The organism is Methylomonas sp. EFPC1 (assembly GCF_016925515.1).
Classification (GTDB): Bacteria; Pseudomonadota; Gammaproteobacteria; order Methylococcales; family Methylomonadaceae; genus Methylomonas; species Methylomonas defluvii.
The window spans coordinates 1,801,211-1,821,392 of sequence record NZ_CP070494.1 but is presented as its reverse complement, the minus strand read 5'-3'; the positions used below and the strand labels follow the sequence as shown (position 1 = coordinate 1,821,392).

General features: G+C 50.3%; 22 protein-coding genes. 17 read left to right on the top strand and 5 right to left on the bottom strand.

The genetic code is table 11. The features are described from left to right. Positions 1–143: 143 nt before the first annotated feature. Complete coding sequence (locus JWZ98_RS08510; RefSeq protein WP_240348278.1) at positions 144–551, bottom strand: DUF2750 domain-containing protein; 408 nt, start codon at positions 549–551, stop codon at positions 144–146. 255 nt (positions 552–806) lie between these two features. On the opposite strand from JWZ98_RS08510, the gene JWZ98_RS08505 reads away from it, so the two are divergent. Both JWZ98_RS08505 and JWZ98_RS08500 read left to right on the top strand, forming a co-directional pair. After that, positions 807–1,070, top strand: a complete 264-nt coding sequence (locus tag JWZ98_RS08505; protein WP_205453961.1) for an RNA-binding protein — start codon at positions 807–809, stop codon at positions 1,068–1,070. Beyond that, on the top strand, positions 1,063–1,296 hold the full coding sequence (locus JWZ98_RS08500; protein WP_205453960.1) for a VF530 family protein: 234 nt from the start codon (positions 1,063–1,065) through the stop codon (positions 1,294–1,296). Before JWZ98_RS08505 ends, JWZ98_RS08500 begins: the two co-directional genes overlap by 8 nt. A gap of 134 nt (positions 1,297–1,430) precedes the next feature. Here JWZ98_RS08500 and JWZ98_RS08495 read toward each other — a convergent pair whose 3' ends face one another. Both JWZ98_RS08495 and JWZ98_RS08490 read right to left on the bottom strand, forming a co-directional pair. Continuing rightward, entirely contained in the window at positions 1,431–2,240 is an 810-nt protein-coding gene (locus JWZ98_RS08495) for a hypothetical protein (RefSeq protein ID WP_205453959.1), read from the bottom strand. Between the two features lie 296 nt (positions 2,241–2,536). Further along, positions 2,537–3,439, bottom strand: a complete 903-nt coding sequence (locus JWZ98_RS08490) for a MerR family transcriptional regulator (RefSeq protein WP_101051880.1) — start codon at positions 3,437–3,439, stop codon at positions 2,537–2,539. Between the two features lie 91 nt (positions 3,440–3,530). Here JWZ98_RS08490 and JWZ98_RS08485 point away from each other — a divergent pair, with 91 nt between their 5' ends. The 15 genes from JWZ98_RS08485 (at position 3,531) to JWZ98_RS08415 (ending at position 17,300) form a co-directional block, all read left to right on the top strand. Continuing rightward, entirely contained in the window at positions 3,531–4,790 is a 1,260-nt protein-coding gene (locus JWZ98_RS08485; RefSeq protein WP_205453958.1) for a sigma-70 family RNA polymerase sigma factor, read from the top strand. 50 nt (positions 4,791–4,840) lie between these two features. Further along, positions 4,841–6,004, top strand: a complete 1,164-nt coding sequence (gene hflK / locus JWZ98_RS08480) for an FtsH protease activity modulator HflK (protein WP_205453957.1) — start codon at positions 4,841–4,843, stop codon at positions 6,002–6,004. Then, on the top strand, positions 6,001–6,867 hold the full coding sequence (gene hflC / locus JWZ98_RS08475) for a protease modulator HflC (protein WP_033156700.1): 867 nt from the start codon (positions 6,001–6,003) through the stop codon (positions 6,865–6,867). The genes hflK and hflC overlap by 4 nt, the downstream gene beginning before the upstream one ends. Positions 6,868–6,884: 17 nt before the next feature. Then, on the top strand, positions 6,885–8,789 hold the full coding sequence (ftsH, locus tag JWZ98_RS08470; protein ID WP_033156701.1) for an ATP-dependent zinc metalloprotease FtsH: 1,905 nt from the start codon (positions 6,885–6,887) through the stop codon (positions 8,787–8,789). A 68-nt stretch (positions 8,790–8,857) separates the two neighbouring features. Continuing rightward, complete coding sequence (locus JWZ98_RS08465) at positions 8,858–9,277, top strand: hypothetical protein (protein WP_240348277.1); 420 nt, start codon at positions 8,858–8,860, stop codon at positions 9,275–9,277. 165 nt (positions 9,278–9,442) lie between these two features. Further along, positions 9,443–9,928 carry an SRPBCC family protein gene (locus JWZ98_RS08460; protein WP_205453956.1) on the top strand — a complete coding sequence of 162 codons (486 nt, stop codon included), beginning with the start codon at positions 9,443–9,445 and terminating at the stop codon, positions 9,926–9,928. A 42-nt stretch (positions 9,929–9,970) separates the two neighbouring features. Further along, positions 9,971–10,426, top strand: a complete 456-nt coding sequence (locus JWZ98_RS08455) for a PAS domain-containing protein (RefSeq protein WP_101051876.1) — start codon at positions 9,971–9,973, stop codon at positions 10,424–10,426. A gap of 38 nt (positions 10,427–10,464) precedes the next feature. Next, positions 10,465–11,295 carry a sterol desaturase family protein gene (locus JWZ98_RS08450; protein ID WP_033156705.1) on the top strand — a complete coding sequence of 277 codons (831 nt, stop codon included), beginning with the start codon at positions 10,465–10,467 and terminating at the stop codon, positions 11,293–11,295. Between the two features lie 35 nt (positions 11,296–11,330). After that, positions 11,331–12,287: a protein-methionine-sulfoxide reductase catalytic subunit MsrP gene (gene msrP / locus JWZ98_RS08445; protein WP_205453955.1), complete on the top strand. Its 957-nt coding sequence runs from the start codon at positions 11,331–11,333 to the stop codon at positions 12,285–12,287. Beyond that, on the top strand, positions 12,287–12,928 hold the full coding sequence (locus JWZ98_RS08440; protein WP_205453954.1) for a protein-methionine-sulfoxide reductase heme-binding subunit MsrQ: 642 nt from the start codon (positions 12,287–12,289) through the stop codon (positions 12,926–12,928). The genes msrP and JWZ98_RS08440 overlap by 1 nt, the downstream gene beginning before the upstream one ends. 59 nt (positions 12,929–12,987) lie before the next feature. Further along, on the top strand, positions 12,988–13,899 hold the full coding sequence (locus JWZ98_RS08435; protein WP_205453953.1) for a TIGR01777 family oxidoreductase: 912 nt from the start codon (positions 12,988–12,990) through the stop codon (positions 13,897–13,899). A 20-nt stretch (positions 13,900–13,919) separates the two neighbouring features. Continuing rightward, the gene (locus JWZ98_RS08430; RefSeq protein WP_205453952.1) at positions 13,920–14,429 is read left to right on the top strand and encodes a hypothetical protein; all 510 of its coding nucleotides are present in this window, start codon (positions 13,920–13,922) and stop codon (positions 14,427–14,429) included. A gap of 4 nt (positions 14,430–14,433) precedes the next feature. Continuing rightward, on the top strand, positions 14,434–15,825 hold the full coding sequence (locus JWZ98_RS08425) for a deoxyribodipyrimidine photo-lyase (RefSeq protein WP_205453951.1): 1,392 nt from the start codon (positions 14,434–14,436) through the stop codon (positions 15,823–15,825). Between the two features lie 3 nt (positions 15,826–15,828). Beyond that, complete coding sequence (locus tag JWZ98_RS08420) at positions 15,829–16,347, top strand: lipocalin family protein (protein WP_033156711.1); 519 nt, start codon at positions 15,829–15,831, stop codon at positions 16,345–16,347. 11 nt (positions 16,348–16,358) lie between these two features. Further along, entirely contained in the window at positions 16,359–17,300 is a 942-nt protein-coding gene (locus tag JWZ98_RS08415) for a DUF523 and DUF1722 domain-containing protein (RefSeq protein WP_205453950.1), read from the top strand. Between the two features lie 3 nt (positions 17,301–17,303). Here JWZ98_RS08415 and JWZ98_RS08410 read toward each other — a convergent pair whose 3' ends face one another. After that, positions 17,304–17,504 (bottom strand): hypothetical protein, encoded by a 201-nt coding sequence (locus JWZ98_RS08410; RefSeq protein ID WP_101051867.1) that lies wholly within the window; start codon positions 17,502–17,504, stop codon positions 17,304–17,306. A 174-nt stretch (positions 17,505–17,678) separates the two neighbouring features. Continuing rightward, positions 17,679–20,177: a GGDEF domain-containing response regulator gene (locus tag JWZ98_RS08405; RefSeq protein ID WP_205453949.1), complete on the bottom strand. Its 2,499-nt coding sequence runs from the start codon at positions 20,175–20,177 to the stop codon at positions 17,679–17,681. Positions 20,178–20,182 lie beyond the last annotated feature (5 nt).

Here is a 20,182-nt window from a genome sequence, read left to right as displayed (position 1 = left end):
TTAGCAGGTGTTTACTCTAACATTTTTAAAGGGATCGATACTTTACTGAACGCCAACGCGGGTTTTGCTGGTGACTAATTAGCGCGGCCGCAATATCGGTGCTCCCACGTGCCGCAAGCTCAGTCAGGCTCTGGATTACGGCGTTAATCGTCCAGCACAAAGTCGCGCGAATCGCGCATACCTTCCAGAAAACTAAACAAGCGTTGCGGACTTATAAGACAGCCGGCCGCCGCTTTTCGGGGCATGATTTCTACTAATACGCCCTGTGCGGTCAGCTTGTTCAAGATTTGGTACATGAAAAAATCCAGCGTTTCCGCCACGCCTATCATGTTTTCCCATTCGCCGACCGCCGCCTCGTCGGCGTAACGCCGGTAGGGCCAGACCGGCAAGGTTTCGTGACCGTCCACCACCCGCAAGATCCATTGCCGGCTTTCCTTCAAGCCCCAGACTTCGTCCATTTCGACGATGCGATACATAAAATATTCCAACAGATCTTCATCGCTCATGGATTGAGCCGCATCATATTCTTCTTGGTAGGGTTCGTAGCGCATAGTAAAGATCCGGAAATGGAAAACCACTTTGCAGCAATAATCGCACCACGCTAATCGGCCACCATTTAGCCCGCCAAACTCGGCGAATTGTCGGGTTTGCGCACAAATAGGCCCTATCGCCGCGCGTTGACTAAGCGATTGATTGTCGCGTAAGCGACAAAACCTCAAGCTATTGCCGCACAGCGCGTATTTAGCAAAAAAGCCTAATCCGATAAGTTGTATAGTTGCGGGCCCTTAGCATAAACAAGTAAACCCATGAAATTACTGATACGCAATCTTCCCCGCACCACCACCGAAGCCGAATTACGGGCCATGTTCGCGGCACACGGCAGCGTGCAGTCCTGTTCGCTGGTGATGGATAAAGACACCCATAGCTCGAAAGGCTTTGGCTTTGTAGAGATGCCCAAAGCCGGCGAAGCCAAGGCCGCCATCAAAACCCTGAATGGTCTGGAAATGGACGGCAACCGGATTCGCGTGAAGAAGGCCGAAACCAACACTGGCGAAGCTGCCGATGACTAAACCCGGCAAGCAAGATCCGTTGCATGGCATCACGCTGGAAACACTACTGACCCGTTTGGTAGAAAAATATGGCTGGGCGGAATTGGCCAGCCGCATCGACATCAACTGCTTTGCCAAAGACCCCAGTATTAGTTCCAGTCTGAAGTTTTTGCGTAAAACGCCGTGGGCGAGGCAAAAGGTTGAGGCGCTTTATTTGCAGAGTTCGTGGACAAAAACTCAAGATTAGCGCGCTATGCGGATGCGGCCTTATTGGCCCAGGGCAACCAGACGTGCAAGTCTTTGTGGTTAAAAACGATTGCCGGCGACGCGACCATACTGATGGACCGGGAAACCTGGAAAGTATCCTGCTGTTAAAAACTGCTAACGCCGGCTCTCGGCACCGCCATCATCGCGAATAGCAGTCTGTAAATCGATCATGCTCTGCTGACTCACCCGGATTACGCCCCGATACGGCCGGTCCAAATCCAGAATAATGAACACCATGACCACAATCAGCCAGACCATGATGTAAGTGACGAACGATGTGCGATGTCCGGCCAGACCATTGGTATAACCCACCAGCGCCCCGCTCATGACAAAGGTGATGTACAACAAACCCAGCACCAACTCGGGTACATGCCGCTTCACCTCGGCATCGCGTTTGCCAAAATTATCGATCAAATCGTTCAAGGCGGGGATAAACAAACCGGTGGTAACCGGACTGGGTGCCTGTTCATTCACTTGCCGGGCGTAATCCCAAAGCTTCGTTTGCATGCGTCCGGCCTCCGCGATCAGCGCTTCCCTCTGCCCACGCTGAGTGAGATCAACAGTACCGGTTCTTACCCGCAAATCCAGGTAGTTGCGTATTAAGCTGCTGACTTCTGCACTGACCGGCTTCGGCAATAATTGCGCGCGCAAATAAGCAGTGCCGATAGCATTGGCTTCGTCGACCACCGCCTCGCTGCGACTATCGTAGCGCTGTAAGGACAAGGAGAAGGTAAACCCCAGCAGCAATGCCAGAATGCCGAGTAAAGACCCGGAGATCGAATTGACATGGGCTTTGAAATTATCATCCACCTTAGGGTTAATTTTTAAACCCAAGCGATAACCCAGTTCGATAGTGAGCGCCATGGATACCAGCAACACACAGGCGATCAGTAAACTATCGATGTCGTAAGTAATCTCGTTCATGATTTGAATTGGCAAAAGCAACTGACAGGAAATTTGGGCAAACTTACCGTGGCTTGATTATGGAGGACAGGTGAAAATTTGTCATTCCGGCATCTGCCGGAAGCGCAAAGTCCTTCAGCTATTAATTCGGCCTTGTTTAACACGGGTACACCATTGGGGCTGAGTCTGTCGACGCCTGATCTGGCATATCTTTCGACAAGGCTCTCCTGAGCGCAGCCGAAGGACTCAGAGATTAAGGCCCAAGCCAAGCTCGGTAAGCAGCCTCGCGGGTCCGCTGCCTGAGTTTAACCTATCATTCAGTTGGACAACTGCTGTTGCTGGGCCTTGGCGTTGAAATGATCAATATCGGTAATCAACTCGCAGTGGCTTAAATCATTTTGCAATTGCGTGTAATAAAAATAAGCGCCGCTGCCGCCCAACCATACTTGGGTGGGCTCACTGCTGACCGAATCTATGATCAGCTGTAATTCGTCAAGGGTCACTTGCTCCGGCGGCGTCTTGACCAAGCCCATGACTATGACGTCCGGCTTCAAATGCTGACAAGCCTCGATAATATCTTTGGCTGGCAGATCGGCACCCAAGTAGTAGCAGTTATATCCCTGGTTAGCGGCAATTAGGCAGCTCACCAATATGCCAAACTCGTGCGGATCGCCGCTCGGCGTGGCGAACAGCATGCCCGGATTGTTTTTCGAGTGGTGGTGCAAATTGTTCACCATGCTCAACACAATCCGCTTAATACAGCTGGAAAACATGTGTTCCTGGGCGATGTTCAACTTTCCGTCATGCCAAAGTTCGCCCACTGTTTGCAAGGCAGGCAACAAAATGTCTCTGGCGTAGTCCAAGGGCTCGGCGGCAATCAGAGCCTTCTTCAACAACTGTTCGCAGCGTTCGATTCTATATTGTTTCAACGAGTCGATGATCTGCGCTAACAAAGGCGACTGTTCTTTCGCCGGTTGTACGCTGACTTGCTTCTGGAAGTCTTGTAGTTGCTGGTTGTCCAGGGTCGCCAGCTTGCCGATGGGATGGCCCTTTCGGGTCAGATTGACCAATAGCGTCAATTTTTCCAAATCCTGTTGCGAATAGAAACGCCGCCCGGTGCTGTTCCGCGCCGGCATGATGCAGGCGTAGCGACGTTCCCAGGCTCTTAGTGTTTCCGCTGTTAATCCGGTTAAGGAGGTAATCGCTTTAATTGAGTACATTGTTCAACTTTTGTATAGAAAATACTTTGACAAACATTCTACATTCTAGTAAGTTATTTGCCAACAACTTAAATAACCAAGTGAATTGATTATGTCCAACTTAGCCGCATTGCCAATCGATAGCGAGATGGATTCGATAACAGAATCCCAACCCAACTCACTTGCCGTTCAAGTTGAACAGGCCAGGCAGACTTTGTTAGGGTTGCTACTGGAAAACAAGCAAACCAACATATTGATAATTAACAGGTTCTTGAACGACCTCAACTCCGGAGTGGACAGCTCGGACTTGATTGTCGCTAAGAACTCAGACGACTATAGAAGGCTGTTGCAATTACTGGTCAATAGCCAGTCGGTGTACAGGAACAACTCAGGCCTTGAAGGTGAGAATACCGGACAGGGCAAAGTTGTACAAGCCGAGAATGTTGTACAACTTATGGGTTCGGAGTTTGCACAACAATCCCTGATCGCCCGTTCAGTCAATCGCTTGTTGTACAGCCTGCACTTGTTACCGGTATTTTTGTTGGACAGTGCGGCGCAAGCAGAGGGCATATTGACCACGGACACAGAAGACGGCGCAGATTTCAAAAAACGCTTGGGCAAAGCCAAACGGGAATTAAGAAGCTTGCGCCAGGAAATGATATCCGCCAACACCGGATTGGTGGCGTTCGTGGCGCACAAGTACAAAACCAGTAACTTGAGCTTTGAAGATTTGATGCAGGAAGGTCTGGTCGGGCTAATTAAAGCAGTAGACAGATTCGACCCGGATCGCGGCATCTGCTTTTCCACTTACGCCATTTATTGGATCAGACAGGCCATATCCCGCCTGATCGTCAAACAAGAAAAAATTGTGCGTTTGCCGGTGGCTTTGGCCGAAAAAGCCGCCACCGTATTCGAAGCCATGCGCAGTTGCTACCTTAGATATGAGCGCTGGCCAAGCATCGCCGAATTAAAACTGGCTTGCGATTTATCCGAGCAAGAGATTAAAACCATCAGCAGCTACTATCAGGCCACGCATTCTTTGGATGCGTCTATAGGAGATGATGACGATAACCTGGAATTGATGGCAAAAATGCAGCAGCATCAATTCAGTCTGCCACTCGATGAACTAATTGATCAGGATCTGGCTCAATATGTCGACAAAGCAGTTGCTTCGCTACCGGAAAAACAGGCGGCGATATTAACCATGCGTTTCGGTCTGCGCGATCACACGGAAATGACCTTGCAGGCAGTAGCGGATCAGCTGCATGTTACTCGGGAGAGAGTCAGGCAAATTCAAAATGAAGCATTAAAAAAACTGAAACAACAATTTGGCTTTGACCTTATGCTATTTCTCGAACCCAAGGACGGCTAACAATAACAATCATTGACCCAGGTCAGGCTAACACTACAAGAGGAGTGATTATGTCATCAGAAAAACAAAACACCAGTAAGCAAACGCCGCAGTCCGACTGGAAGTTGGAACTGGATAAGCAGTGGAAGCACGTCTCTACCAAAGCGGGCGACTTCTTCAACGATCATAAGAGTATGTTTTCGTTAACCAACATCGCCGCCGCCGTAGGTGGCACGTTGACCGTGGTCTGGCTGGCCAGCGGCGTTTACATCGTGGACCAAGGCAATCGAGGCGTGGTAAGCCGCTTTGGCGCTTACACGGAAACCACCCTACCCGGCCCACACTGGCATATTCCCGCGCCTATCGAAAGCGTCGCCAATGTCAACGTAGAGCAACAACGGTTTATCGAAGTGGGCTACACCGACGCCAGCCGGGTGAACAAATCATCTGTGATTCCGCAGGAATCGCTAATGCTGACCGCCGACGAAAACATCATTACCGTGCGTCTGGCTGTGCAGTATCAAATCAATAACGCCCGAGACTACTTGTTCAATGTCAAAAACAACGAAAACACGTTGAAACAACTCACTGAAAGCGTGGAGCGCGCGGTGATCGGCCGCAACAATATGGACTTCGTGTTAACCGAAGGCCGTAGCCAAATCGTCGCCGAGATCAAAGAGCAAATCCAGGAAGCCATGGATGCTTACAAGGCAGGCATCAGCATTGCCAGCGTCAACTTGCAGGATGCACAACCACCCGAAGAAGTGCAAGGCGCATTTGAAGATGCGATCAGGGCTAGAGAAGACAAGCAACGTTTGATTAACGAAGCGGAAGCCTACGCTAACGAAGTGATTCCGAAAGCGCGCGGCGCCGCATCCCGGATTATTCAAGAAGCGGAAGCTTACGAAGCCGAGAAAGTCGCCAAAGCCAAAGGCGAAACCGAGCGTTTCGATCAATTGCTGGTGGAATACGAAAAAAGCCCTGCCATCACCCGCAAGCGTTTGTACCTGGAAGCCAAAGAAAAGCTGTACAGCAGCACCAATAAAATCATGCTGAACGAAGACCAATCCAGCCCGATGATGTATATGCCCTTGCCGCAAACCATGACTCAACATGCGCAGCCCGCGGCCAGCCATACGGAACCGGAAGTTAGCGCAGAACCGCACAACGGAGACAAAAACGCCGTTCGCAAATCAACCGGCAACGAATTACGTCCTAGCAGGAGCAAACCATGAGCAGCAAAACCACCCAAGTTTTAATTCCGGCCGGTTTAACCCTGTGCGTACTGGCCTATATGTCGGTTTTTTACGTCAAAGAAAACGAAAAAGCCATTTTGTTTCGTCTCGGGGAGATGGTCACGTCCGACTACACCCCCGGGCTACATTTCAAGACCCCCATCATCAATAACGTCAGTACATTTGATGCGCGTGTGCTGACCTTGGATGCCAAATCCGAGCGTTTTCTTACCTCCGAGAAGAAGAACGTTATTGTTGACTCATTCGTCAAATGGCGAATCGGTGATGTGGGTCTCTTTTACACCACGGTCGGCGGCGACGAGTTTCAAGCCAATCTACGCCTGGACCAAATCATGAAAGACGCTATGCGTAGCGAGTTCGGTGTACGGACCATCAAGCAATTGATCTCCGAAGACCGCAACGAACTAAGGCAAACCTTGCTGGCTAAATTAGCGCCGGCCGCCGAAAAGTTCGGCATTGAATTGATCGACATTCGCGTCAAACGCATCGATCTGCCGCCGGAAGTCAGCAGCTCGGTATATCAACGGATGCGCGCCGAACGCGAGCGGGTCGCCAGAGAATTCCGTTCGCAAGGTGCCGAAAGCGCCGAGCAAATCAGCGCGGAAGCCGATAAGCAAAAACACGTGATAGTTGCCAATGCCCAACGCGATGCGGAAAGCATTCGCGGTCGCGGTGATGCGCAATCCGCGGAAATTTACGCAAAAAGCTACGGTAAAAACCCCGAGTTTTATGCGTTCTACCGCAGCTTGCAGGCATACCAAACCTCATTTGAAAAAACTCAGGATACTTTGGTTTTAAAACCGAACTCCGACTTTTTCAAATACTTCTCCAGCGAAAAGTAAGTTAGGAGACAGCTATCATGAAAAAAATGTTTATTTTTCTCTCCATCCTGATCGTAGCAGGGTTGGTGGTGTCGGCGGTGATGAACCGCAACATGCCCCAATACGATCCGCATTATGAAATTTCGTACTCCGACTTTATCGAAGACGTGCGTAATAAAGTGGTCACGGAAGTGGTGATAGACGGCAACTACGTTGACGGCCAACGCCAGAACGGCACACGCTTTGCCACTTACAACCCCAACGACTCCCGGATGATCGACGAGTTGCTGGAATACGGCGTGAAAATCAAAGTCGAGAAGCCCCAACAACCCTCCACTTTGATGAACATCCTCATTTCTTGGGCGCCTACCCTGCTGCTGATCATGGTGCTGGTGTATTTCATGCGCAAGCAGGCAGCGATGGGCGGCCGCGACGGCCAGATGGGTTTCGGTAAAAGCCGCGCCAAGTTGATGGCTGAAGACCAGATCAAGGTGCGCTTTACTGACGTGGCCGGCGTGGAGGAAGCCAAGGAAGACGTCGTGGAAATGGTCGACTTCCTTAAAGATCCGGGCAAATACGAAGCCTTGGGCGGCAAAATTCCGCGCGGCGTGCTGATGGTGGGCCCTCCGGGTACCGGTAAAACCTTGTTAGCCAGAGCGATTGCCGGCGAAGCAGGCGTGCCGTTCTTCTCCATCTCGGGTTCCGATTTCGTGGAAATGTTCGTCGGTGTCGGTGCCTCCCGCGTCAGAGACATGTTCGAACAAGCCAAAAAGCGTGCCCCCTGCATCATATTTATCGATGAAATCGATGCAGTCGGCCGGCAACGGGGCGGCAGCGGTATCGGCGGCGGTAACGACGAACGCGAACAAACGCTCAACCAATTGCTGGTGGAAATGGACGGTTTCAGCGGCAATGAAGGCATCATCGTTATCGCCGCTACCAACCGCGCTGACGTGCTCGATAAGGCTTTGTTGAGACCGGGCCGTTTCGACAGGCAAGTTCAAGTCGGTTTACCGGACATCAAAGGCCGCGAGCAAATTTTAAGAGTGCACGGCGCCAAAGTCCCGCTGGCCGAAGATGTGAATATCAACGATCTGGCCCGCGGCACACCCGGATTTTCCGGTGCCGAATTGGCCAACCTGATCAATGAAGGCGCTTTGTTTGCTGCTCGTAACAAAAAGCGCGTCGTGACCATGAACGATTTGGATAAAGCCCGCGACAAAATGATTATGGGTGTGGAAAAACGCACCATGGTCATGACCAAGGAAGACTTGTTGATGACGGCTTACCACGAAGCCGGCCACGCCATCGTCGGTCGCAATGTGCCTGAACATGATCCTGTCTACAAAGTCAGCATCATGCCGCGCGGCGGAGCTTTGGGTATCACCATGTTCTTGCCGGAGCGCGACCAGTACAGCGCTTCCAAGGATAAGTTGGAAAGCCAGATCGCCAGTTTGTTCGGTGGCCGGGTAGCAGAAGCCTTGATTTACGGTAAAAACAAAGTCACCACCGGCGCGTCCAACGACATCATGCGGGCTACGCAATTGGCTAGAAACATGGTCACCAAGTGGGGATTATCAGACCGTTTAGGTCCCATGGATTACGGCGATAGCGAAGGCGGCTATATGGGTCCGCAATCCAAGCCGATGTCCGAAAAAATGGCCCAAACTATTGATGAAGAAGTGCGGGCGGTGATCGATGCTAACTACAACCGCGCCGAAGCTATTCTGAAAGAAAACATCGAAGTGTTGCACAACATGGCTCAAGCCTTAATGGATTGGGAAACCATCGATAAGTATCAGATTGACGAACTGTTACAAGGTAAAAAACTTGCACCACCGGAACCCGAAGTAGAAGAACCCAAATCGTTTGAAGAGATTGAAGACTCAATAAACGAAGAAACCGGCGGTCACCTGGATCAAGGACAAATATTGGCGTCCTAAAAGTCCTCCTCTATGTACCCTCCAAACGCTGTACTCCTGGAGGGTATCTTTTTTTCAGAGGTAGCAATATGCATACTCAATCGATAACCACAAAAACCATGAATTTCCTGCAATTGTTGTTGCAGATTAATTTTAATGCAGCGGTGATTTTATTATTGATCAGCGGTGCAGCCACCATATTCGGCAATACCCTGTTTTTTGAAGATAACAGCGACTTGTACGGTCCATTGGCAAACAATATGCGGTTAATGATGTTTTATTTGTGCTTAATCCAAATCGCAGCGTACAGTTTTTATAAATTAAGCAACAGCCCGGAAGCATTGGCGGCGTTAGGGGTTTTTCTGCTGCTATTAATCGGCTCCCTGGAGTTTTACTGCTCGATTAATCAAATTGAAATCGACGAAAACTACCGGCAATTATTTATTTATTCGGGCTTATCGCACCTGCTTTATGGCGGCTGCGCGGCCATGCGCCACCAGCAAAACTAGAGATTGGTAATTTTCCGGTAGAAAGCGGGCTAGAATTAGACATAAAAAGCCGAAGCGCCTGACGGTGATTTAATTGCACAGATTTAAATACCGTTTTATTGGCTTTACCTGTCCAGAAAAATAATAACAACGCTGAGCAGAAAGCTCCGCGAGGGGGAACATCAAATGCACATCAAATTTCCGTTTGACTCACACAAGCCCATTGCCGGCGAGGCCTGCATCGATATAGACAAACCTGTCGACGATGTTTTTCATTATGTTGGTGAAAATTTTTTTGAAAACTATCCGAAATGGGCTGTGGAAGTAGTCGATTTTGAACCTCTCGACGGCAAGGAAGTATTCATCGGCGCCAAGGCCAAGCAAATTCGTAACGACAACAACGGCGAAATAGAATCGGTTTTTGAAATTACTGAATATCAACCCAAATCCAAGCTGATCTTTCAAGGATTGACCCAACCTTACAAGCATAGCTATCTGCTCGAAGCCATTCAAGAAGATCGTCAACCTACCCGCTTGACGTTTCGTTTTGAGTTCTTGGAGTTGGAGGTATTTATGCGGCCTTTTGAAAAATTAATTCGTTGCGCGATCGAAGACGGTGCGGAAAACACCGTCGAAAACATCAGAAATTTAATATTAGTAGAATGCAACTAGCATTTACAAACTCATAATTATTATAAAACCCGGAGTTTAACCATGGCTTTTATTGTTGAAAAAGATAGCGGACTGATTCCGCAAGTACTTTCCGCTATTTTGGACGAATGCGTCAACGGCGTCACGCTAGCCGACCCTGACATTGAAGACGCGCCGATTATCTATGCCAATAAGGCATTTGAACGTTTAACCGGATATAGCCATGACGAGATCATCGGCCACAACTGCCGGTTTTTGCAAGGTGAAGACAGAGAGCAAGATGCGCGTTTTAAAATTGTGGAAGCTATGAAAAACCACGAAACAGTGGAAGTCACCTTAAGAAACTATAAAAAAGACGGCACTTTATTCCACAATCATTTGAAAATAACCCCGCTATTGGATAAGAAAAATAGAGTCATTTATTATCTGGGCGTGCAATACGACATTACCCAACAAATAAATGCCAATAACGAAATAAAGGAATTGACAAATTTATTAAACGCGATTCAAGGAAATTAAAAAACCGTTCGATAAATAGCTCATTACTGGGGACTTCCATGAACACCACTGCAAATAGCCAAGGCGACAGTAGCCTATTTTTTAACGAAGCCTTATTCGGCTTAGCGATACTGGCTTTCGTGCTGTTGCTGGTCATAGAGAAAACCAAACCTTATCGGCCATTCCCGGCCAAAACCTATAAAGAGTCGTTTGTCACCAATACTACGGCTTTCTTGGTCAACAATTTAATCTTAACCGCGCTCCGAGCCTCATCCTTATTTCTGGTAGCGCAACAATTCGCCAGTTACGGCTTATTAAGCGGCCTGAGTAACGGTCCGCTTAAATGGATTCTGGCGTTTGCTTTTTTTGATTTGGCCATTTATCTGTGGCATTACGCCAGCCATCGGTCCGAATACTTATGGCGCTTTCATAAAATTCACCACAGCGATAAATGCTTTAACGTTTCCACCGGTTTTAGATTTCATGTTTTCGATTTATTTCTGGAAATAATTTACAAATGTATATTCGTGGTAGTAATCGGCGTGGATGCTTATCTAGTGCTTTCCATCGAAATTATCGAGTTATTTTTCATCTTTTTTCATCACGGCAACATTCGCGTCCCCAACGAAACCGCCATATCCCAAATTATTATCACCCCTTCCCTGCACCGCACTCACCATTCCACTTTGCGTTCGGAACATGACAGCAATTACGGCATAGTGCTGGCGATTTGGGACCGGATGTTTGGAACCCGCAAGGAATTGGTACCCGCCAATATAGGATTGGATTTGATTGAAGCCGAGAATTTTATTCAATTGTTTTCTCTGGCATTTATTACCGAACGTAAAATCCGCCAATTGATGGGCTGGATTCCGAAAGGCAAAAAATAGTGGGACTTCTTCTATAAGTTACCGGTAATCAAGCCATGATTATAAAAACAATAAAAAATATCCCCGGCAGTGAAATTACCGATCCCCTGGTTTTTCAGCAACGCCGTACCCTCATCAAAGCGATGGCGGCGATGATGCTGACCGGCACCAGCATCCGCACCGGCTGGGCCGACGACTCAAAACCACTTTGGAGCGCCGCACCCAAAAGCCCGTTCTCAGCACCTGAGTTGGTGGTGACACCAGCGACAGCCGCAAAAAATTACAATAACTACTACGAATTGGCCTTCAACAAAGAAGACCCCGCCAGTCTGGCCCAAAGCCTGCGCATAGATCCCTGGTCCGTGGAGATCGGCGGTGAAGTGGAAAAACCCGGCATCTACCAGTTGGAAGATATTCTGAGCCGGCACACCTTACAGGAATACATCTATCGTTTCCGGTGCGTCGAAGCCTGGTCCATGGTAGTACCCTGGGTGGGCTTTGCGCTGGGCGATTTACTGAAAGCCGCCAAGCCTTTATCAAACGCCAAGTTCGTAAAGCTCACCTCGGTTCAACAACCGGACACCATGCCCAAGCAACGCGGCAAGGTCATGCTGGATTGGCCCTATGTCGAAGGTTTGCGTATCGACGAAGCCATGCATCCCTTGACCATACTGGCGGTGGGTATGTACGGCGACATTTTGCCCAAGCAAAACGGCGCGCCGCTGCGTTTGGTAGTGCCCTGGAAATACGGCTTTAAAAGCATCAAGGCCGTCGTCAAAATAGAACTGCTGAAAAGGCCGCCGATTAGCAGTTGGAACAAGTTTGCGCCCAACGAATACGGCTTTTACGCCAACGTCAATCCGGACGTGCCGCATCCGCGCTGGAGCCAAAATAGCGAGCGGCTATTGGGCAGCGGCTTTTTTACCCCCCGCCGGCAAACCGAATTATTTAACGGGTATGGCGAACAGGTCGCTCACCTTTATCGTGATATGGATTTGAGGCATTTTTTCTAATGATTATGCAAATTAATAATTTGCGGTCTTTAACCATCGCGGTGTGTTTTATCCCGCTGCTTTGGGTCGTTTTCGATATTGCCTTCGATAATCTGGGCTCAAATCAAATGCAAGCCCTACATATTCGTTTAGGTGACTGGGCCTTGCGGTTTTTATGGATAACCCTGGCGATTACTCCCGTACAAACCGTCACAAAATGGCGCGGCATGACCGAGTATCGGCAATTATTCGGTTTATATGCTTTTTTTTACGCCAGCCTGCACGTCCTGGTTTATTTAGCAGTTGACCAGGTTTTTGCCTGGCGAATAATTGGTATCGATATTCTCGAAAGCTCGTATATCTGGTTCGGATTGATTGCCTACATTATTGTTTTTTCGTTGGGCATTACCTCCTCTAAAGCGTCCAAAAAGCTCTTGGGCAAGAGTTGGAAAAAACTGCATCGATTTATTTACATAGCAGCCGGCGCGGCAATGATTCATTATTTCTGGCAACTTAAAGGGAATCTGGCAGAGCCCTTATTTTATTTGCTGCTGATATTTATGCTGTTGGGTTTTCGCGCAGTAATCTGGTTTAAAAATAAGCAGTTAAGTCAAATGATGATTCCGAAAGGCCGCGCATCCACCGATACCGAAGCCGATTAACCCACCAAGCCCTGAACAGACGCTAGGGTTTAGTCTTATTAGTTTCCGGAGCAGAACTTATGAACACGAACTCGATTTTAATTAGCGGCGGCACCGGCTTTCTGGGCAGTGCGCTTACTAAACAACTAATCCAAAAAAACTATGCGGTGACGATCCTAAGCCGTAGCGCCGAAAAAGTGTTCGCCACATTCGGCAACAGCGTTCAAGCGGTTAGCTCGATCACCGACTTACCGGATGCCGGCACTTTCAAAGCAGTGGTCAATCTGGCCGGTGCGGGCATTTTCGATCAACGCTGGACCGAGCCACGCAAACAGCTATTGCGCGATAGCCGCATTAAATTAACCAAACAATTGGTGGCCTGGATAGCATCAGCCACCCAACCCGCACCAGTACTGGTAAGCGGCTCGGCTATCGGCGTTTACGGCGATCAAGGCGACAAATTCCTCACTGAAAACAGCGCGAGCATTGCCGATTTCTCCCAACAGTTGTGCGCCGATTGGGAATCCGCAGCCTTAGAAGCGGAAAAATTCGGCAGCCGGGTCTGCCTGATACGCACCGGCTTGGTGCTGGGTGATAATGGTGGCATACTGAAACGCATGTTGTTGCCGTTTCGTTTGGGGTTAGGCGGCCGCCTGGGGAATGGCAAGCAATGGATGTCCTGGATTCATCTGCACGACTGGCTGGCTATTGTCGAAGCGATGATAGAACAACCGGCAATGCGCGGCCCATACAACGCCACAGCCCCCGAACCGGTCAACAACCAACAATTCAGTGCCAGCCTGGCCAGCGTGCTTAAGCGGCCGCTGCTAATGCCGATACCGGAAGCGCCCCTTAAATTATTGCTGGGCGAAATGGCGGCGCTAGTCTTGGGTAGCCAGCGCGTGCTGCCGGAGCGGTTACTGGCGCAAGGCTTTGCATTTAAATATTCACAGCTGGATACCGCATTGCGCGATATTTTGCATAAACCCTAGATTTAAAAACGGGCATCTTTATGTTGATCGACAGTCTTTCCCTGCTATTTGCCTTTACCTCGTTCGTCACCTGGTACGAAACCCTGTTGATCGCCCTCGCCCTGGGCGCGCTGGTATTTTATCTGACCCCCTCCCCGGCCCAGGAATGGGAAGAACGCACGCCGGCCACGCTATATTTTTACCTGCAATGGAGCTGGCTAGGTTACCTGCGGTTAAAAGACGCGTTCTATCCGTTTTTTATCCTGTATAACGCCGTACTGTTTTTCATCGACTATCGCATTAACGAAGGCAACTTCACCGTCGCCAGCTGGGTGACTATTCATATTATTATGGCCATGCCGCTGATTTACTGGACCGGCGCCGTGTGGCGTTGCTCCGACAAAGGCGCCAGCAGAGTTTGGGCCGCCGTGGCGCGACTGATGACGGTAGCGGCATATTTCGATTTGCTGCTGCGCTGGGTGATTTATCAGTATTACCCCAATATATTGTTTAATTGCCAACAAATGATTATTCATTGGGGCGACTGTTGAGCCGATGGCTAAAAAAACCTACAAAACCTCGCTGTTCATTTTCCGCCGCGATTTACGCCTGGAAGATAACACCGCTCTGAACGCCGCACTAAACCAGTCCGGGCAAGTCATTGCCTGCTTTATCTTCGATCCCCGGCAAATCCAAACCCATCCTTACCAAAGCACGCCAGGCTTGCAATTCATGCTGGAGTCGCTGAGCGATTTGCAGCAACAACTGCAACAGCAAGGCGCCCTGCTTTACATTTTCAACGCTCAGCCGGCGCATCTGCTCCAGCCTTTGAAGCAGGACTTAGGCATCGAAGCGGTATTTGTCAATCGCGACTACAGTCCGTTCAGCCGGCAACGTGACAACGAACTGCGCGAACAATGCAAAACACTGCATCTGGCTTTTCACAGCCAAGCCGATTTGCTGCTGACAGAACCGGAGCAAAGTTTAAGAAGCAACGGCAAGCCTTATCAAGTATTCACCGCGTTTCATCGGCAAGCCAGACTCCAGCCGGTATCGCCTCCGCAGCGCTTGGCACCGGGTAAACTATCGGCAAAAGCCTATGCCGGCCACAAACCGGAGCTGCTACAGCAACTGCAACAGCCGCACCAAAACGCGCTACCCGGTGGCCGACACGCGGCACTGGATCGATTAGCCATCATCGGCAACTGCAAAAACTACCTCGCCGTCCGCGATTTTCCGGCCATGGCCGCTACCAGCCAACTGTCGGCTTATTTAAAGTTCGGCTGCTGCTCGGTGCGCGAGGCTTTTTCCAGCATCCAAGCCGAACTCGATCCCGACCATCCCTTACTCCGGCAGCTGTATTGGCGGGATTTTTTCACCCATATCGGCTTTCATTTTCCGCATGTATTCGGTCACGCCTTTGATAGACGTTACGACGGCTTGCTTTGGCGCAACGGCCAAGAAGACTTTTGGGCCTGGGCCAACGGCCAAACCGGCTTTCCGATTGTGGACGCGGCCATGCGCGAATTGAACCAAACCGGCTGGATGCATAACCGCTTGCGGATGATCGTTGCCTCGTTTTTGGTCAAGGATTTACACGTCTCCTGGCGCTGGGGCGAACGTTATTTTGCCCAACGTCTGTTAGATTACGACCCTTGCGTCAATAACGGCAACTGGCAATGGGCCGCCTCGACCGGCTGTGACGCGCAACCGTATTTCCGGATCTTCAATCCCTGGCTACAGCAGAAAAAGTTCGATCCGCAATGTGTGTATATCAAGACCTGGATTCCGGAGTTGCAACGCTTCCCGGCAGAAGTCATCCACAAATGGGAAAAGCATCCGCAAGCCGGCGACTACCCTCGGCCAAGAGTTGACCACGGCTTACAAAGCCAGCTAATCAAAGCCCAATTCAAAGCCCTGGGCAATACCCCGGCGCCAGCGGAGTAAACCATGCGTTATCTACCCATATTATTATTGAGCTTGCTATGCGCCTGCACCGACATCCCGGAAGGCGTGAAAGTGATAGACGGCTTCGAATTGAACCGCTATCTGGGCACCTGGTACGAAATCGCCCGCCTCGATCACAGCTTCGAGCGCGGCCTGACGGACATCAGCGCGGAATACAGCCTGCGCGATGACGGCGGCGTCAAAGTGTTAAACAGCGGCTACGACGCCGAGCAAGGCCAACGAAAAATCGCCGAAGGCAAAGCTTACTTCATCGACAAACCGGACATCGGTCGCCTGAAAGTGTCTTTCTTTGGACCGTTTTACGGGGCGTATAACATCATTGCATTGGATAAAACCACTTACAGCTATGTGATGATCGCCGGCCCGGATCGCGATTATTTATGGATACTGGCCCGCAGCCCGGAGTTGGAACCGAGCATCCAAAAAGATTTAATTGAACAAGCCAAAACCCTGGGTTTTGCCACTGACAAACTGATTTTTGACCAACACCCCAAGCAATAACAGGATTAAGTATGCAGAAAATTTCGGTGGGCATCAGCGCCTGTTTGTTAGGCCAAGAAGTGCGCTACGACGGCGCGCATAAATATCACAGCTACATCGAACGCACGCTGGGCCAATACTTCGAATTTAGAGCGTTCTGTCCGGAAGTCGAAGCCGGTTTGGGCATCCCCCGCCCCTGCGTACAGTTGCGGGAAACCCCGGACGGCATTCGTTGCGTCGGCGTGAAGGATCATAGTTTCGACGTGACGGAACGCTTGAAACAGGCCTCCGCCCGGCAACACGATTGGCTGGGCGGCTTGTGCGGCTACATTCTGAAAAAAGATTCGCCCAGCTGTGGCATGACCCGCGTCAAAATTTATAAAAACGACATCCCCGCGCGGCAAGGCACCGGCATTTTTGCCGACTATTTACAGCGCACTTTCCCTAGCCTGCCGGTGGAAGAAGAAGGCCGGCTGGGTGATCCGGGCCTGCGGGAAAACTTTATCCAGCGCGTGTTTGTGATGCGCCGCTGGCGCGACTTATGCGAGCAGGGTTTAACAGCGCATGGTTTGATTACCTTTCACAGCCGGCATAAATTGATCGCGATGAGCCACGAGCAAAACCAGGCCCGCGAGCTGGGAAGAATTATTGCCGGCGTCACTAACGCAGACATTGAAAACACCGCCGCTGCCTATATCACAGCCTTGATGACTTGTCTGAAAATCGTCGCCACCCGCGGCAACCATGTCAATGTCTTGCAACACATCCAGGGCTATTTAAAGCACAAGCTGGACAGCGACGACAAACAGGAACTGGTGGAAACCATCGAAAACTATCGAATCGGTTTATTGCCGCTGATCGTGCCGCTCACCCTGCTCCGCCATCATTTCCGCAGAGAGCCGGATGACTTTATCGACAACTCCTATTACATGCTGCCGCATCCGGCGGAACTGTCGTTGCTGAACAGTATTTAGCCGCTATTGCAGTTGCTCCCGCTCGCGCTGATAGGCGTCGTAACTTTGCCGCCGTTCGCAATCGTTAGCCATGGCTTTTTGGCACTGCAATTGTCCGGCGTTCTGCAGCACATGATAGCCAAGCCGCTGCGGCCAGTCCGCACTGCAAGCGCTGCACAAGCCCAACACCCAGGGCACACAGCTTATGGCTTTGATTCTTCGCATAATCCCGCCTCCACGTCCTCTGTATAAAAGACCCCTAGTTTAATCCTTGCCGCAAAAACGGTGGTGCCTGTCAGCAAACAGTCATTGACGAGATATTGGAACTGCTGCCTCACCCAAGACAGCTCTACCCCTAAATCATCTTTACAAGTTACCGGTTTTTGTTAAATTTTAATTTCAAGGTTGATCGTTTGAGGTATTCGGAAGGTAGGTCTTAAAACCGGAATTAATAAAATCCTGTTGAAATTGTTCCGCGCTCACGGGTCTGCTAAACATGTAGCCCTGCAGCGAATCGCATTTTTGCTCAGTTAGAAAGGATAATTGACCCTTGGTTTCCACCCCTTCGACCACGACCGACAAGTTAAGCTCATGGGCCAGAGCGGTGATGGCCCTGACAAGGGTTTTACTGCCGTCGTCGCCAGGAAGATCAATCACAAAGGATCGATCTATTTTGACGCTTTGTATCGGAAATCGGCGCAGGTAGGTCAAGCTGGAATAACCTGTACCAAAATCGTCGATGCTGAGCCGCACCCCAAGCCCTTGAAACTGATGCAATACCTGCAGCGTGTTCTCGGGATCTTGCATAATTGCCGATTCGGTGATTTCAAGCTCCAGCGCGCTGGGATTAAGGCCGGTTTCGGCCAGCGTTCGTTTTACTGTTTGAAACAGGTTGGTATCGAGGAATTGGCGCGCCGATACGTTCACGGCTACACCGCCGAATGGCCCATCATTTTCAATCCAGGTTTTGGCTTGTAAACAGGCCTCACGCAACACCCAGGCACCAATAGGCACGATCAGTCCGGTTTCTTCCGCCACGGTAATGAATCGGTCCGGATACACCAAGCCCCATTCCGGATGCTGCCAACGCACCAGCGCTTCCGCGCTGACCACCACGCCGCTGCCGGTACAGACCTGAGGCTGATAATGCAGCCGTAATTCATCATGGGCTAAGGCATGCCTCAGACCCCGTTCCACCTTCATGCGTTCGATCGATTTTTCAGTCATTTCCAGGGTATAAAACTGAAAGTTGTTTTTACCGCGGTCCTTGGCCAAATACATGGCCGTGTCGGCGTTCATTAACAGCGAATGGCTGTCTTTGCCGTCGTCGGGATGAATACTGATACCAATGCTGGCGGTGACCACAAGATCATTGCCTTCCAAGGTAAACGGCTGGGTGAGGATGTCCAGGGTCTTTTGGGCAATTCTGGCCACATCGTCGATTTGATTGATGTCGCTCAGCAACACGATAAACTCGTCACCGCCCAACCGAGCCAGAATATCGTTCGAGCGCACCGAGGCTCTCAGGCGGTCGCTGACGGCTTGCAGCAATAAATCGCCCAAGCGGTGACCCAGCGTATCGTTGATCAACTTGAAGCGATCCAAATCCAGATACATCACGGCCAATTTACGGTTATGCCTTTGACCGGTCGATAATGCTTGAGTAAGGCGATTATGAAACTGGTCGCGATTCAGTAACCCGGTCAAGGGGTCGTGATTGGCCAGATAGATCAATTGCTGTTCGGCGTATTTACGGTTGGAAATATTCTGAATTTGCACAATGAAATACTGCGGCTCGCCGCCGGCAGTGCGAACCAGCGAGGCGCTGATCATAGTCCAAATGGTCTTGCCGACCATTTTATGAAGGCACTCCACCTCGATCTGAAACGTCGGCAGTACGTCGGTTACCAATTGCCGCAAGTAAAGGTTTATTACTTTATCATGATGGTCTGCATGCGTGAGTATTTGCAGATTGGAGCCCAGCAACTCATCCCGCGTGTAACCAAAAATTTCACAGAGGGCATTATTGACTTGCAGGAAACTGCCGTCCAGGGCTATCAGCGCCATGCCGATAGCGGCCAATTCGAATGAGCTATGGAAACGTTCTTCGCTTTCCCGCAGTAAATGTTCCATTTGCCGACGGGCGGTGATGTCCCGAAATACCATTACAGCACCCAACAAGGTTCCATCGTCATCGAGTATCGGGGCGGCGCCGTCGTCCACCGGAATTTCCAAGCCTGACTGACTAACGAACAAAGTGGGGCAGTCAATGCCGGTCACGGTCCGATTCTGTAATGTACTGAGGACCGGGTTTTCAATGACACTGCGGCTCGACTCGGCTATCAGCGTCATGAGTTCGCTGACCCGTTTACCTTTGGCTTGTTCCAGACTGTGTTCCGTTATCGTTTCGGCCACTGGATTCATAAACCGGATGACCCCTTCAGCGTCGGTGGCAATGACGGCGTCACTGATACAGTGCAGGGTTTTGCCAAACCACTGTTCGCTTTCCTTCAGCTTGCGTTCCAACTGATACTTATACAAAGCGACTTCGATGGAAGCGTGCAGTTCATCCGGCCGGAACGGCTTGATCAAATAGCCGTATGCGCCTGTGGCTTTCGCGCGCAACAAGGTGGCCGGGTCGCTATAAGCTGTCAGAAAAATCACGGGAATATGCAGAGACTCCGTGATGGCATGCGCCGCGCTGATACCGTCCATCTCGCCTTTCAACACAATATCCATCATGACTAAATCGGGCTTATGCTCATTGGCCAGCGTAATGGCTTGGCCTCCCGAAAAAGCAGTCGCGACCACCTCATAGCCGAAACCTTCCAACTGCCTACGAATATCCATGGCAATAATGCCTTCATCCTCGACGATCATAATTCTACTGGCTAACATGCGGA

Bases quoted from the DNA above. Each gene is read 5' to 3' on its own strand.
- JWZ98_RS08415 (WP_205453950.1), top strand. From the start codon at position 16,359: ATGCAGAAAATTTCGGTGGGCATCAGCGCCTGTTTGTTAGGCCAAGAA.
- JWZ98_RS08505 (WP_205453961.1), top strand. From the start codon at position 807: ATGAAATTACTGATACGCAATCTTCCCCGCACCACCACCGAAGCCGAA.
- JWZ98_RS08510 (WP_240348278.1), bottom strand. From the start codon at position 551: ATGCGCTACGAACCCTACCAAGAAGAATATGATGCGGCTCAATCCATG.
- JWZ98_RS08420 (WP_033156711.1), top strand. From the start codon at position 15,829: ATGCGTTATCTACCCATATTATTATTGAGCTTGCTATGCGCCTGCACC.
- JWZ98_RS08410 (WP_101051867.1), bottom strand. From the start codon at position 17,504: ATGCGAAGAATCAAAGCCATAAGCTGTGTGCCCTGGGTGTTGGGCTTG.
- hflC (WP_033156700.1), top strand. From the start codon at position 6,001: ATGAGCAGCAAAACCACCCAAGTTTTAATTCCGGCCGGTTTAACCCTG.
- JWZ98_RS08490 (WP_101051880.1), bottom strand. From the start codon at position 3,439: ATGTACTCAATTAAAGCGATTACCTCCTTAACCGGATTAACAGCGGAA.
- JWZ98_RS08485 (WP_205453958.1), top strand. From the start codon at position 3,531: ATGTCCAACTTAGCCGCATTGCCAATCGATAGCGAGATGGATTCGATA.
- JWZ98_RS08405 (WP_205453949.1), bottom strand. From the start codon at position 20,177: ATGTTAGCCAGTAGAATTATGATCGTCGAGGATGAAGGCATTATTGCC.
- JWZ98_RS08450 (WP_033156705.1), top strand. From the start codon at position 10,465: ATGAACACCACTGCAAATAGCCAAGGCGACAGTAGCCTATTTTTTAAC.
- JWZ98_RS08435 (WP_205453953.1), top strand. From the start codon at position 12,988: ATGAACACGAACTCGATTTTAATTAGCGGCGGCACCGGCTTTCTGGGC.
- JWZ98_RS08455 (WP_101051876.1), top strand. From the start codon at position 9,971: ATGGCTTTTATTGTTGAAAAAGATAGCGGACTGATTCCGCAAGTACTT.
- hflK (WP_205453957.1), top strand. From the start codon at position 4,841: ATGTCATCAGAAAAACAAAACACCAGTAAGCAAACGCCGCAGTCCGAC.
- msrP (WP_205453955.1), top strand. From the start codon at position 11,331: ATGATTATAAAAACAATAAAAAATATCCCCGGCAGTGAAATTACCGAT.
- JWZ98_RS08495 (WP_205453959.1), bottom strand. From the start codon at position 2,240: ATGAACGAGATTACTTACGACATCGATAGTTTACTGATCGCCTGTGTG.
- JWZ98_RS08460 (WP_205453956.1), top strand. From the start codon at position 9,443: ATGCACATCAAATTTCCGTTTGACTCACACAAGCCCATTGCCGGCGAG.
- JWZ98_RS08425 (WP_205453951.1), top strand. From the start codon at position 14,434: ATGGCTAAAAAAACCTACAAAACCTCGCTGTTCATTTTCCGCCGCGAT.
- JWZ98_RS08465 (WP_240348277.1), top strand. From the start codon at position 8,858: ATGCATACTCAATCGATAACCACAAAAACCATGAATTTCCTGCAATTG.
- ftsH (WP_033156701.1), top strand. From the start codon at position 6,885: ATGAAAAAAATGTTTATTTTTCTCTCCATCCTGATCGTAGCAGGGTTG.
- JWZ98_RS08500 (WP_205453960.1), top strand. From the start codon at position 1,063: ATGACTAAACCCGGCAAGCAAGATCCGTTGCATGGCATCACGCTGGAA.
- JWZ98_RS08430 (WP_205453952.1), top strand. From the start codon at position 13,920: ATGTTGATCGACAGTCTTTCCCTGCTATTTGCCTTTACCTCGTTCGTC.
- JWZ98_RS08440 (WP_205453954.1), top strand. From the start codon at position 12,287: ATGATTATGCAAATTAATAATTTGCGGTCTTTAACCATCGCGGTGTGT.